Below are 12,948 nucleotides of genomic sequence, written 5' to 3' on the forward strand. Positions count from 1 at the left end.
CAAGGGGACGGAACTCAGCCGGCACTCGCGGAACCCGGCGTGCCCGCGGCCCAGCGCCCGGTGAGGGTGTCGCGATAGAGGAAGTCCTGCTTGGGCGCCTCTGCTTCGGTGAGAAAGCGCATTTCCCGGCGGCGTTTTTTCGGCTTTGCCGTCTGATAGTGTTCCGCGAGCTTCTCGAGATCGTATCCGAACGGAGAGAAGAGGGTTTCCACCGCCTTCAGGAAGAGTTCGGTATATTTCTCGATATCATATCCGTCCCAGTGCTGGTAGGTCAGAAGGCTTTTTGCCTTTTGAGGGTCCCGCTTCCCCGATTGATCGATGATGATGAACTCGATCATTTCACCGGCCTGAGCATTGATGCCGAATTGAGCAAGCTCCCGGACGACCATCGCGCTGAGGTTGTTGTTGGCGTATTCCCCCGCTTCTTTCTGGATCCTTCTGCGGACGACGAGTTCCATCGGATCGACGCGTCCCGCGCGAAGCTCCTGAAGGTAAAATCCCGCCTCCTGAAGGAGCGCGGGGACGCGCGTCCGCACGTCTTCAATCGTCACGGCTTCCGAAAGGAGCTCCAGAAGCGTCGCCTGCATCTTTTTGATATAGACGGGGGTGTCTTTCCTCCGCGCCTCGATGCCCCGGATCTTGATTTCGCCGTGATCGTACCACCCGACGTACTTCCCCGCCGTGGGAATTCCGGGATCGACTTTCGAGCTGGGGAAGAGGATCCAGTTGTAGATTCCTTCCAGCGAGATATCGACGCCGACGCTCTTTTTGATCTCCGCGCACAACCGACGGTACTCTTCGTGCGTGGCCCCCGCTTTCTTCAGCCAGAGGCAATCGATGATCGCGTGCACGAGATGGTACCCGGCGGCTTCGGCAATCTCCTTGGCGGCGAGGAGCGCCTCGCGGGAGAACGCGTTCACCGATTCGTGCGCCTCAATCCTTCCGAACCGCGCATTCTTGTACCCCAGATACCCGAAACAGGTGACGAGCATCCATTTCAGCGCATTCTGCCTTCTGTCGTATTTCTGATATTCCGGATGGGTCTTCGCCGCTTTCTTGCGCGCCTTGTAGTAGGCCCGTTTTTCCAGGACCGGTTTTAAGGTGGCCGGGACGATCCCGCGCCGTTTTTCGCAGATCGTGTACCCGAGCTCGGGCACGACGCGGTTCCGGCAGCAGGAACAATTGATGGTCTCCGGGCTGATGTTGTGCATTTCCATGAGGCTCGGGTACATGCTGGCGAAGTCGAGCTCCGCGACGTTTTCATGGTACCCGAGCTCCGGCATGAAGACCAGCCCGCCCCTGTCGCTCAAGAGCAGCTCATCCGCGGTTTTGAAATCCTCCCCCTCCTTTTTTTCGGCCGGGATGAGAATATTGTTCCGGTAGGCATAGCTCATCTGCATGCTCGCCAGGCCCGTCCCGATCGCGGCACGGGATTGTTTCTGCATGGGGAGCTGCGTCAACCTCGCGAGCTCGACGACCCCTTCGATATCCGATTCTCCCATGATAAAGCTGTTTTCCGCGTCCATGTGCCAGCGGCCCGCAAGCATGAACGCCGCATCCCGGTGGACGACCTGCCCGTAGGTCCAGTAACTGCGCTCCTTGGTCGTGAAATATCCCTGCGAGCTGTCCCTGTTGAGAAGGAGGGGGATCCGGTACCGGGAGGAGGCCCGCAGGAGCGTGGGAAAAAGCGTCGCGTCGCCCCAGGAGGAAATGAGAATGTCGGGGTCGTACTGGTAGAGATGCCAGTTGAACGTTTGAAGGACGTCGGCCGGATCTTCCTGCTCAAGGCTGTAGGTCGCGCCGCCGTAACTGATTTCGAGCTTTAATGTCCTGAAGAACTTTGTCGAGAATTCGGCATTCCCGTTGCTGAGCGTCATCGTCCTCAGGTCGGGCACCTGATAGGAACAGGCGTCGAACGAATCCTCGAGGACGATCCGTTCCAGCGTTTCCCGGCCGGAGACGACGAATGTGCAGCGCGCGAGGGGGAAGACCTGCCTGTCGTACAGGTACATCTGTGCGACCGGAATGTTGCTGTTGTAGAACACAAAGTGCGGAAAGAATTTCTGCAACGACCAGACGCACGCGTTGAACTCGAGGGGGTCCTGCACGGTGACGGCGGTGACAGGCCGCTCTTCGCCGCTGAACAACTCCGTCTTCTTCGCGGTCCCGATCGTGACGGGGAGATTCAGCTTCCGGACGAGCGCGGGAAGCCTCTGCCGGTCGTTCGCCCCCAGGTGGAGGTAAAACTCCGGATGAAACGGATCAATATAATGATACGCCGCCCCTTCGTCGTCGATGATCCATACCATCATCCCGTTGCGGACGGGGTAGACGTCGAAGAACCATCCGTGAATCGTACGGGTCACTCCAATGCCTTGATTTCCCTCTGTTCCAGTTGCCTGATTTTTTTGTACTGTTCGAGCAGCATGCTCATGAGGATCGTTTCCAGCGGCACCTCATTGGCAAGAAACGCGCCGGCGGCGAGGTGCAGTTTCGGCGCTCTCCACATCTCGTCAAAGAGAAGCTGGTCTTCTTTTCTCAGCGCCCGCCGGAATTTGCCCCATGTTTCTCTGTTCCGATCGATAACGAGAGTGAAGGTGTCATTATTTCGCCCCATGGCAGGGGCCTCCTTTCTTCGTCCGTAACCGCGTTGGAATCGCGGTGCTGAAACCCGTTCTGTTCCAGGCGGAAGACGACGTCGGCAGAATGATGAATCAGGTGAAAGAGCTCTTCTTTCCCGGGCGGAACGTTGCCCGCTTCCATATCCGCAATCAGGACGTGGACGTTTGCCGCCGTCAGGTCCCTGAGCGTGCGCACGATCCGCTGCAGGCTTTGCAGGCATTCCCGCGGTTTCACCTGTTCATCGTAATAGGTGTCCAGCAACCCGAGAATAATCACGAGAGGGCAGGGGGTGCGGGCGAGAAAACGGGGAAGCTTTATCGTGACGGCGGCTTCCATCTGGAATGCCGTAAACGACCGCGTCAGGTGCGTCCTCTGCAACAGCGACTTCGGAGAAAGCCCGAGCAGCGCGGCGATCCTGGAAAGAGTGTAGCTGTTAAACTTCATCGCCCCGTCCACGACGGCGAGAGGGTGCTTCACGGCGCTGCCGATCAGAAGGCTCACCGTGTACACGAGCGAATGGCCGTAGAGCAGGTGAATGGCCGCCGGCCGGCGCTGCACGTGGCTGAGCGCGGCATCGAATCCCGGGAGAAATTGCGGTTCGATCGTATGTAAATGAGAGTTCAACGGAGGCGGAGTGTTGCCGTCATGATACGACAAATTTGTCTGATTGTCAAGTAGAAAGTGATAAAAATGTCGTATTTCGGGGAGCGCTCCCGCCCTTGATTTTGGCCGGCTGAACAGTTACATTTGCCGAGACCCGCACAGGCATGGGAGAAACAATGCAGATCAAAAAGATCATCGAGAAGGACGCCGCGCAATTGCTCTTCAGCGGCGACATTCTGGGGGAAGCGGATGGCGCGGCCGTGCGGAGCACGATCTACAACCTCGCGGCGGCGGATGTCAAGCGTGTGGTCATCGACCTGGGCGACGTGCGCCATATCAACAGCGCCGGTCTCGGCTCATTGGTCGCGGGGCTCATCACGATCCGAAAATCGGGCGGCGATATCCGCCTGGCCCGCGTTCACGACCATGTGCAGGAAGTATTGGTCGTCACCCGGCTCGTCCAGATCTTTGACACGCACGACACCGTCAAGGAGGCTCTCAGCGCATTCGGTGAGGCCGGAAGCGCGCAGCCGCGCCGGTAGCGCCGTTTTTCATTCCGATTCATCAACATTCCTCCGGAGGAGCGCATGAACACCCGTCAGCTTCCGATCCCCCACGCCAGGGCGTGTTGCATTGTTTCGATGTTGTTTCTCGGGATCTTCATCGCCCGGAGCCAGTCCCCGGACGAATCGATGAGCAGGCAGTTCAAACTGTTCGGGGGTTTGAGTTTTCCGATGGGGGATTTCGGGGTTTCGCCCTCGCCGAAGGCGGGTCTGGCCGAAACGGGTTTCACGCTCGGCGCCGAAGTCTGCTCGGAGGTGGCTCAACAGTTCGAGCTCGGCGTCGGGGCGGCGTACACTCACCATAGCGTCGACATCTCGCAGTTTCAGACGCAGTTTCCCGGCGTCACGTTCAGCGCCGGATCGTGGACCCTCTTCTGGTTCATGGGTGTTGTGGGGTTCAATACGCCCGTTTCCCCGAGCGTGAGCATCTATGGTCACGGAAATATCGGATTGCTCCTCGCCGCATCCCCCGACATCACGGCTTTCTCCGGGGGCAACTCGGCCACCGTCGCATCTTCAACCGGCAACTCCCTCGGCTACGGCCTGAGTGCTGGAGTCCAATTCGACCACAGGTTCGACGCAGGATTCCGTTATTTGACAGGCGAGCCGGGCTTCACCGTGGCCGGAATGTCGGCCAAACAGTCGATTTCAGTCATTCATTTGACGTTTGGGTATATCTTCCACTAGGCGTCAATCGCCCCCCGTACCGCTCCTAAGAGCCCTCCAGGGATCGGAATTCCTGGCTTCCTGACTCCTCCTACTTTTATTTGATCCTAAGTTATTGTATGTTATGCTATTGGGGTTCAAGGGATCGAACCGTGAAACGCTTATGTTTTATTGAATGAAAGGAGATTGACAGAGACTTCTTACTCTAGAACAGATTCAATCTGCATACGTGCGGGGTTGGCTAGCATCAACGTACCGGCGTGTAACCGTGACCAGAAAAGCATGTCCCCGGTAGTTTAGAAAGGTTTCGCCCAGAAACCGGCACCAGCCCGTCCGCTGCGCGTGAGCCGGAGCGGTCTAATCAGGCCGTGACGTGATACGATTCCGACCACATTCTCAAGAGAGAAGCCATGCGCAAACTGCGGATAGGCATTGTCGACCTTGTTACAAATTCTCCCACCCGAGCACTCTTCGCGCGCGTCATGAATGCCAACCTGGCGAGCATCATGCCCCAGGTCCTTGCAGTTTGGTGTGAACAGGAGGGGCACGACGTCAAGTTCGTCTGCTATACCGGGTTTGAAGACCTGGTAGAGGAACTCCCGGCCGGCGTCGACATCGTGTTCATCGGCGCATTCACCCAGTCCGCGCAATTGGCCTATGCCCTGAGCAAGCGGTTCCGGAAGAACGGAGCGCTGACGGTTCTCGGGGGCCCCCACGCCCGTTGCTATCCCCAGGATGCGCAGAAGTACTTCGATTACGTGCTCGGGTTCACCGACAAGAACGTTTTGTGCGATGTTCTCCAGGATTGCTCTCCGCACCGCCCGGTCGGCCTCCGGATCGACGCGAAGCAGCAACCCGCATCTCTCCCGGGAGTTCGCGAACGCTGGAAGTTCATCCAACCCACGCTCGATAAGTCGCCTCTTGTGAAGATCGTCCCGATGCTCGGTTCGTTGGGTTGCCCTTATACGTGCAGCTTCTGCATCGACGCGGCAGTGCCATACCAGCCGCTTGATTTTCAAGTGCTCAAGGAAGATCTGAAGTTTCTTCTGCGGACGATGAAGCGCCCCCGCGTCGCGTGGCACGACCCGAACTTCGGCGTGCGCTTCGACGAGTACATGGATGCCATCGAGGAGGCGGCGCCTCCGGGCAGCATCGACTTCATTGCGGAGAGCAGCCTCTCCCTGCTGGGTGAGCCCAACCTCAAGAGGCTCAAACACAACGGTTTCAAGGCCATGCTTCCCGGTATCGAGTCGTGGTACGGCCTCGGGAATAAGTCGAAGACGGGGGAGAGGCAGGGGATGGACAAAGTCCTGCAGGTCTCGGATCATATCAACATGATCCTGAGGTACATCCCGTACGTGCAGGCGAATTTCGTTCTGGGCCTCGATTCCGATCAGGGGTCCGAGCCGTTCGAACTCACGAAGAAATTCGTCGATCTGTCCCCGGGCGCTTTTCCGGGATACTCGCTTCTCTCCGCATTCGGGCAGGCGGCGGCGCTGAACCTCGGGTACCAGCGCGAGAACCTTGTCCTGCCGTTCCCGTTTCACTTCCTGGATAACAATCAGGCGATGAACGTGAAGCCGAAGAACTATTCGTGGCCCGAATTTTACGACTACATCATCGACCTGACCAAGTACACGTTCTCCTGGCGTTCGATCTACAATCGCCATCGGGCGACGGGCGACCTGATTCCGAAGTGGATGAATTTCGTGAGGGCAATTTCCTCGGAGGGTTTCGGAAGGATCAGTTACCACACGGAAATCCGGCGGCGTCTCGACACCGATCTGCCCCTGCGGCGGTTTTTTGAGGCGGAGACTGCCGAGGTCCCCGAATTCTACACCGACCGCGTCCGCACGCAACTGGGGCCGATGTGGGATTGGCTGCCGAAGGGGGCGATGGACCACGACCCGAACGCGTATCTCAAGGCAGAGGAGGAACGCCTGCACCGCCCGGCGAACGGCACTGCGGCAAGATTCATCGTGGAACCCCGCCTGACCCCCACGATCGTCTGAGCGCCGCCGCCGGCTACTTCAAGTCGAAGGCGGCCCTTACGGTAAAGGTCAATGTATCCTTGACGGGCACCAGCAACAACGACGGCCGTTCGACGTTAAAGGCCGTCAGACTGATCGGAAACCCGCCCTCCACGACCAGCTTGTCCGGCGTCCACGTCGAGGTTCCCTCCATGACAATCGGCCTCGTGATCCCATGAAACGTGAGCTTACCAGCAATGGTGAGGCTGTCCTTCTGCTGCCAAATGGAGTCGCTCGTGAAGGACACGGAGGGGTAGGTAAGGGCGTCGATCACCTCCATGGCATGTGAATCCCGGTTGGAATTGCCGCTGTCGAATGTGGTCACATCTACCTGAGCCGCAGCATGCCTGATCGCCTTTGCCGTTGCCTCGACCTCCAAGACATAGACAGCATCCTTGCTCACGGCGTTGATCGTATGAAGCGGGTGGACAAGCTGATACGTGATGGAGGATTGCTCTTTGATCAGGATGGCGTGACGATTCTGGGCCCGGGAGAGGGCCGATAGAGAAATAAGGCAGCAAAAGGCGAGAGGTCGGAAGATGTTCAAGGCAGTCGCTTTTGATTTAGAAGAAGAGGACGATCATCGATACCGCGAACGTCCCCGTCGTAATGTAGGCAGAAACCTGATGGATCCTGGCCTGATCCTGGTACGAACTGGTCCGCCTGCTAATCGCTGCGCCGAGGATCGGTGTGACCACCATCCCGACAAAATGGACCCATGCGAGCGTCTTATGGATCGTCGTAGTGCTCACTTCGTTCCTCCGGATAAGAGGGGGTGGAGAGAGCACGGCGAGAAGCGCTGTTACTGAATACGATCCGATCGTCGATGCGACGAACGCTTGATGGGCCCCGCGAAACTGGTCCCGGCCGTCGATGATCTGCTGTCCGGTGTACGCTGCGCCCAGCATCAGGCCTAACGTCAGAAATCCTCCCACCTGATGCGCCGTCAGCATGGTTCGCCTGAGGCCGATCTCGCTCTTTCTCGTTTCGGGTGACAGGGGGGAGGCGATCCCGATTTTCCTGAACAATCCGCTTTCTCCCCAGAGCCCGTGTTCCATGAAACTGATGTTCTCGGGCAGGAGCCTGGCTTGCACAGGATGGAATGCTGTATCGGCCTTCCCGGAATCGTTCGGCAACGAGGACGCCGGGCAGGCCTGGGTTTGGAGCAGGGGCTCGGGTCGACCGGATGCTCCTCCGGTATCGAATGTGTGGCCGGGGTAATTGGAGGTCATGTCAATGCCGGAATTCCCATCAAGCAAATACTCCTGGGCATGAATGATGCCGCCGGTCGCAACCGTGAAGAGACAGAGGATTAACAATCGGTTCACGATCTACTCAACATGCCTCGTGCTCATTGCGTTCCGGCGCGCGCGCCGGTAGTGCCGCAGTTTCACCTTCTCTCGTCATCCCGGCATGTTTTGGGTCGGGATCTCTAAATAAGAGTTGATAGATGCTGACCGGGAGCATGTCAGCATGACGAGGTGGAGAGACGTTCAACCAGATTGAGACACCACCCGGTTGACACTCCCGCTGGTTTTCGTTACTTTGAACGCAAGCTGATCCTTGGGGGGGATGACATTCCGGAAGTGCCTTTCCACCGATGGTTCCCCGGTCACAATTCCGACAAGCAAAAGGAAAACATACGATGCATCATTGGCGCTTGCACGAAATGAAACAGTTCATTCTTTTTTTCAGTATTGCGATGTTCGTGTGTGGTTGTTCGAGTTCACGGGCCGTCCGCCCAACGGAGTACGGAATCTTGAATGAAGATCTATCGGGACAGCTGGTGGAACTTGAAATCCAGGGAGCGCGCATCCCTGCCAAAAACGTCACATTATCCCGCGATTCGATCTCGTGGGTCGATCCGCGCACGGATCGTGCCACCCGGGCGAGCATCCATGGGCTCAACAAAATTGTTAAGAAGAACCATCCCCTCGGAGCTCTGGAAGGCCTGGGGCTGGGCGTTGCCATCGGCGGCGGGGTAGGGGCCCTCGTCGGCAGCGCTCTGAACATTCGCAGCACCGCTGAGAGCGGGAGCCAGACCGCGGGCTTTGGGGCCCTTGTCGGACTCGTACTTGGGGGCGGCGCGGGCGCCATTATCGGTTCGGTTTCCGGCTTCGCTGGGGGCCACAGCACGAACTATGAATTCCCGGTCGATCAAGTAAGCGACTCCACCCGGAATGTGAAATGAGTGTCGCTTCTTGCGGACAGCGAGTATCGGAACTGAGTGAGTTTCATTGCCTTATCGATCCGCGACCTGAAGGTCTCGGCTACCGATGCCTCGGGCTTGGTAGCCGCAGCCTTTAGGCTGCGGGTGTTCGGTTCCACACTTGAAATTCAGCCACTACGTGAGTATGCCCCGACTGGAAACGGTTGGGGTTTTTTTGTATATTCGGTGGAACACTCATTCTGTTCACCACAATTTCGCGCGAGCCCGTAGCTCAGGGGTAGAGCATCTGCCTTTTAAGCAGAGGGCCGTTGGTTCGAGACCAACCGGGCTGTGTAATTTCCGCACTTCTATTCTCACTGGTTGCCCTTTTGGTTGCCGCTCACCTCAGGAAAGTGAGGTGAGTTATGTTTCTCTCCAAACGCTCCAACGGCGTTTACTATCTGTGGTATACCGACGACCTCGGGAAGAAGCACAAGGTCACCACAGGCGAAAGACTCAAATCAGGGGCTCTGAATTTCCTCCAGCAATTCCGGCAGCAGCAAGCTGAATCAGCGAAGAGGTGGAACCACAAGCTACTCTCCGAGTTTATTCAAGATTTCCTCCCCTATGCTGAGGGAAACTATTCCCATCGCACGGTTATCATCTATAAAGCCGTCTTGAAGCGATTGCAGGCGTTTGCGGGTGACTGCCGGGTCGTTTCCATCAGTCCACAGCATATTGATACCTTCAAGACTGAAAGACTTCGGCAGGTCTCCCCGGTTAGCGTCAATATTGAACTTCGAACGCTGAGGGCCGCCTTCAACACTGCGGTCAGGTGGAACATCATCGGGGCGAATCCGCTCAGCAAGATGCAGTTGGTGACCGTACCGGAACAATCACCATCTTTTTTCACGAAAACTGATTTTCAGAAGCTCATATCAGTTATCAGAGAAAAATGGTTGAGAGAGATGGTAATGCTCGCCGCATTCACTGGGATGAGAAAGGGCGAGATAGTAAACCTGTCCTGGGACACTATTGACATGCAACGCAAGCTCATCCACATCCAAACTAGTCCAACCTTTAGGACGAAGCAGGGCAAGCGGCGTACTATTCCTTTGAGTGACGTTGCGTTTCTTCTGCTGCAAGCACAGCACGGTAAAAGCACAAGTGAGTATGTTTTCACGTCGAACGATGCGAGGATTTCAGAGAGCTGGGTGTCCCATAGGTTCAAATACTACGTGCGCGAGGCGCGACTGACCAACGCTAAGCTCCATTTCCACAGCCTCCGGCATACGTTTGCAAGCTGGCTGGTCCAGGATGGTGTCTCGCTGTATGAGGTGCAGAAACTACTTGGACACAGCAACATTGCCGTCACGCAAGTCTATTCACACCTACAACCAGAAACCCTGCATTCAACGGTGAACAAAATCTCGATTTCCTTTAACTGAATCGTTTGATTCTCTACCTGATTTCACCTACATTCGATATTATCATATTTGAGACTTCAATCGTGCCTGACTGTCCCAAAGCTAGAGAATACGCGGAACGCCTGCGGTCCTCCGGAAAACTGAGTAAAGTTTTTCACGATTCAATTCAGAACGATTCTCCAGAGTTACGATATATCGAATTCTTCCTTACACACCTCATTGATACGACCGGGGGTCGTGAGAAGGCTATCGAGGCGCTTGAACAAATCCCGGACAACCAGTACGTCGATATGGCACATCATCATTGGCGGTCGTTCATGAGTGAACTAACTGCGTACTGGTTGCTGGAGGGTCAGTTCGGATGGTCCATCGACGGTTTTGACATTTCCTCCCCAAAAAGAATAAGGAAGAACTCAGTCTGTGACGCGTGTTGCACGTCGGGCAAAAAGACTCACTTTGTCGAAGTCAAATCAGCTCACGACTGGACGAGGTTTCATGCACCTCAATCAATTGTAACGCTCTGCAAGAACGACCCGCGTTTTTCGTACGTGATTTGGGTGAGCAGGCCGAGATTCAAGGCGAGCGATGAGTTCCTAAAGCATGTAGAGTTAGAGTTGATTAACGGAAAGAAATACCTTGAATCTATAGACTATGATGCGTCCTACGATATCCACTCGGACGATAATCGTTATCCTCACGACCTAACAATAACTATCGATAAGAGAAGAAACGATTCTGCACCAACAGTCAGCTTCATCTTTCCTCCGAAAGATGACGCAGATTTTCCAACGTGGATGGAGAATAGAGTGGCGGAAGCTACAGATAAGGGAGCATCCCTTCTCATGCTTAATTATATATTTTGGATGGAGGTCGGAGATAACCCAGACCTGAAGGAATTGCTGACGCGACGTCTCGGAAATCTGAGAGGTAATAAACCATTCCTCCGTCTGGAGCTCGACAATCCCGGGAGTGTGGAAGAGGTTGTAGTTTTCTTGCCATCCGGGGAATTCGCCACCATCGAAATAGTTCCAGCTGTGACAGTAACCTAACCTGAGGGAGAACTTATCCGTCATCGGAACTACAGATTTGTAGATGGAGTAGGGAGGAAGTGAAACTGTCGCTGAAAAGAATCCCGCCTGCCGGGTCTGAGATTCTAACGGCGCTTGACGAGTCGTATCTGAACGTACTCATGTAATAAATCCTATGTCAAAAGAGCGAAAACAAAAAGTTTCGTTTATTGCGGAAAAAAAGGTACCGAAGCCTGTCAAAGTCGAGTTTTATACCAACGACGGTAAGCGAGTGTCATTTCAGGGGCACAAGCAAGTAAAAAAACCTGTCAAAGTTGAATTCTATGTCAAAAAAGAAAAGAAAAAATAGGTTCTTCTACATCGACACCAATGTAGCTATAGACTTTGCGACAAATCGGGACATTCAAACAGTCACGGTATTAGAGATGATTCGAGGGCGAGGTTGGAAGTGCGTGAGTTCCACTTTCTTGGCGATGGAGATGGCGGATTACAAACAGGATTACGTTTTCATCGCAAAAGAACTCAATAAGCAACGAGACCCGACCGATATCCTGCGTTCGAGGGGGAATAAGAACCTAGGTAACGCTGCGTTTCAAGAGATTGAAGAGTGGTTCAAGGAATTCACTCAACGGTTTAAGAACCTCACCATGTATGATTTCATCCATGACGCCAACGGATGGACCTTGGCGCGAGATATCAGTTTCAGTTCGAACATCTCAGCTCCAGATGTGCTGCATCTGACGTCAGCCATCCTAGGTTCCAAAGCCGGGTATTGCGATACACTAATTACAAAGGATGGCACATTTCAGAAGGAGGCAGAAAAAATTCTCACCCAACTGAAATTACGGACTAAGCTTAGAGTCATGAGTCCGAGTGAGGTTAGGCGAATTTTTTTTCCCAAAATGTTTTAAATGAACCCGTAAATGCTCACTGGTTGGGAGTAAATCATGCGAAGAATCACCCTCTCCACAAATGACCCGCTCGATATCCCACGACTAAGGGGAGAGATTCCACCAGAAGGAGTGACGATTGAGTTTCCCCCGTCTCGCGCATTCAAGGCGTGGTTTCCGGAGGATGTGGCCCAGTTTTTTCTCGTGATTGATGCAGGTGTTGCGGCGGCTTTAATCGCTCAGTATATCATGCGACATCTCAAAGAGAGCGAATCCACGACCATCACAATTGAAAGCAAGGAAGTATCGCTTGAGGAGGGTGAGATTGTCCGCGTCCTTCACGAAGTCATCACGGTAGAAAAAAAGCAATAACCAGACTATCATTGAAGATTTTAGACGGTTTGTCTCGGCATCATAAAAGGTTCTCATTTCAGAACCACCCCTAAAGACCACGCTACCACCCTACGATTAATAGGGTTGATAACTACGGTGGTATTCGTTACCTTATGACCCGATGAGCGACTCAAAGAAAAAGAAAGGTGGACTAACCTTCATAGACCTGTTCGCGGGTATTGGGGGTATACGACTCGCTTTTGAAGCAGCTGGCGGTCGGTGCATTTTCTCGTCGGAGTGGGACAAGTACGCTCAGGTCACCTATGAAGCCAATTTCGGTGAAACTCCATTCGGCGACATCAGGAGAATTCCGTCATCCGATATTCCCGAACACGACATCCTCGCGGCGGGGTTCCCCTGTCAGCCGTTCTCGATTTCTGGAGTCTCAAAAAAAAATGCGTTGGGAAAACCGCACGGCTTCGATGACCCGAAACAGGGGAATCTGTTTTTTGAAATCAGTAGGATTCTGTCCGACAAGAGACCAAGAGCCTTTCTTCTAGAAAATGTAAAGAACCTCAAGTCACACGACAACGGTCGGACTTTTAAGGTAATCATCGAAACCCTTCGTAGTGAACTG

14 protein-coding genes and 1 tRNA gene are annotated in these 12,948 nt (G+C 54.6%); 10 read left to right on the forward strand and 5 right to left on the reverse strand.

Going from position 1 to position 12,948, the window contains the following annotated elements:
* Nucleotides 1–14: 14 nt before the first annotated feature.
* Genes VI215_00845 through VI215_00855 form a run of 3 tightly spaced genes read right to left on the reverse strand, consistent with a single transcriptional unit; the run spans nucleotide 15 to nucleotide 3,246 of the window.
* Nucleotides 15–2,366, reverse strand: a complete 2,352-nt coding sequence (locus tag VI215_00845; protein HEY6190853.1) for a DNA polymerase domain-containing protein — start codon at nucleotides 2,364–2,366, stop codon at nucleotides 15–17.
* Entirely contained in the window at nucleotides 2,363–2,509 is a 147-nt protein-coding gene (locus VI215_00850) for a hypothetical protein (protein ID HEY6190854.1), read from the reverse strand. Before VI215_00850 ends, VI215_00845 begins: the two co-directional genes overlap by 4 nt.
* Before the next feature lie 29 nt (nucleotides 2,510–2,538).
* Complete coding sequence (locus VI215_00855) at nucleotides 2,539–3,246, reverse strand: hypothetical protein (GenBank protein ID HEY6190855.1); 708 nt, start codon at nucleotides 3,244–3,246, stop codon at nucleotides 2,539–2,541.
* Nucleotides 3,247–3,401: 155 nt separating this feature from the next.
* Here VI215_00855 and VI215_00860 point away from each other — a divergent pair, with 155 nt between their 5' ends.
* The 3 genes from VI215_00860 to VI215_00870 all read left to right on the forward strand — a co-directional run bounded on the left by VI215_00860 (nucleotide 3,402) and on the right by VI215_00870 (nucleotide 6,466).
* Entirely contained in the window at nucleotides 3,402–3,767 is a 366-nt protein-coding gene (locus VI215_00860) for an STAS domain-containing protein (GenBank protein HEY6190856.1), read from the forward strand.
* A gap of 45 nt (nucleotides 3,768–3,812) precedes the next feature.
* Entirely contained in the window at nucleotides 3,813–4,475 is a 663-nt protein-coding gene (locus VI215_00865; GenBank protein ID HEY6190857.1) for a hypothetical protein, read from the forward strand.
* A 389-nt stretch (nucleotides 4,476–4,864) separates the two neighbouring features.
* The gene (locus VI215_00870) at nucleotides 4,865–6,466 is read left to right on the forward strand and encodes a radical SAM protein (GenBank protein HEY6190858.1); all 1,602 of its coding nucleotides are present in this window, start codon (nucleotides 4,865–4,867) and stop codon (nucleotides 6,464–6,466) included.
* Between the two features lie 13 nt (nucleotides 6,467–6,479).
* Here VI215_00870 and VI215_00875 read toward each other — a convergent pair whose 3' ends face one another.
* Together VI215_00875 and VI215_00880 are read right to left on the reverse strand one after the other, a co-directional pair.
* Nucleotides 6,480–7,031: a YceI family protein gene (locus VI215_00875; protein HEY6190859.1), complete on the reverse strand. Its 552-nt coding sequence runs from the start codon at nucleotides 7,029–7,031 to the stop codon at nucleotides 6,480–6,482.
* Nucleotides 7,032–7,047: 16 nt separating this feature from the next.
* A complete protein-coding gene (locus VI215_00880; GenBank protein ID HEY6190860.1) occupies nucleotides 7,048–7,812 on the reverse strand; it encodes a hypothetical protein in 765 nt (254 codons plus the stop codon).
* Nucleotides 7,813–8,243: 431 nt separating this feature from the next.
* On the opposite strand from VI215_00880, the gene VI215_00885 reads away from it, so the two are divergent.
* From VI215_00885 to dcm, 7 genes are all read left to right on the forward strand, one after another.
* Entirely contained in the window at nucleotides 8,244–8,675 is a 432-nt protein-coding gene (locus VI215_00885) for a hypothetical protein (GenBank protein ID HEY6190861.1), read from the forward strand.
* 239 nt (nucleotides 8,676–8,914) lie between these two features.
* Nucleotides 8,915–8,986: transfer RNA gene (locus tag VI215_00890), tRNA-Lys, on the forward strand.
* Between the two features lie 72 nt (nucleotides 8,987–9,058).
* The gene (locus VI215_00895; protein ID HEY6190862.1) at nucleotides 9,059–10,081 is read left to right on the forward strand and encodes a tyrosine-type recombinase/integrase; all 1,023 of its coding nucleotides are present in this window, start codon (nucleotides 9,059–9,061) and stop codon (nucleotides 10,079–10,081) included.
* A gap of 62 nt (nucleotides 10,082–10,143) precedes the next feature.
* Entirely contained in the window at nucleotides 10,144–11,109 is a 966-nt protein-coding gene (locus tag VI215_00900; protein HEY6190863.1) for a hypothetical protein, read from the forward strand.
* A gap of 302 nt (nucleotides 11,110–11,411) precedes the next feature.
* Nucleotides 11,412–11,999: a hypothetical protein gene (locus VI215_00905; protein ID HEY6190864.1), complete on the forward strand. Its 588-nt coding sequence runs from the start codon at nucleotides 11,412–11,414 to the stop codon at nucleotides 11,997–11,999.
* 36 nt (nucleotides 12,000–12,035) lie between these two features.
* Nucleotides 12,036–12,350 carry a hypothetical protein gene (locus tag VI215_00910; protein HEY6190865.1) on the forward strand — a complete coding sequence of 105 codons (315 nt, stop codon included), beginning with the start codon at nucleotides 12,036–12,038 and terminating at the stop codon, nucleotides 12,348–12,350.
* Nucleotides 12,351–12,492: 142 nt separating this feature from the next.
* The coding region (gene dcm / locus VI215_00915; protein ID HEY6190866.1) for a DNA (cytosine-5-)-methyltransferase at nucleotides 12,493–12,948 on the forward strand (456 nt) is incomplete at its 3' end.

The sequence above is a fragment of the Bacteroidota bacterium genome (assembly GCA_036522515.1).
Taxonomy (GTDB): domain Bacteria; phylum Bacteroidota; class Ignavibacteria; order UBA10030; family SZUA-254; genus VBOC01.

Bases quoted from the DNA above. Each gene is read 5' to 3' on its own strand.
- VI215_00905 (HEY6190864.1), top strand. From the start codon at position 11,412: ATGTCAAAAAAGAAAAGAAAAAATAGGTTCTTCTACATCGACACCAAT.
- VI215_00895 (HEY6190862.1), top strand. From the start codon at position 9,059: ATGTTTCTCTCCAAACGCTCCAACGGCGTTTACTATCTGTGGTATACC.
- VI215_00865 (HEY6190857.1), top strand. From the start codon at position 3,813: ATGAACACCCGTCAGCTTCCGATCCCCCACGCCAGGGCGTGTTGCATT.
- VI215_00870 (HEY6190858.1), top strand. From the start codon at position 4,865: ATGCGCAAACTGCGGATAGGCATTGTCGACCTTGTTACAAATTCTCCC.
- VI215_00850 (HEY6190854.1), bottom strand. From the start codon at position 2,509: ATGTGGAGAGCGCCGAAACTGCACCTCGCCGCCGGCGCGTTTCTTGCC.
- VI215_00910 (HEY6190865.1), top strand. From the start codon at position 12,036: ATGCGAAGAATCACCCTCTCCACAAATGACCCGCTCGATATCCCACGA.
- VI215_00860 (HEY6190856.1), top strand. From the start codon at position 3,402: ATGCAGATCAAAAAGATCATCGAGAAGGACGCCGCGCAATTGCTCTTC.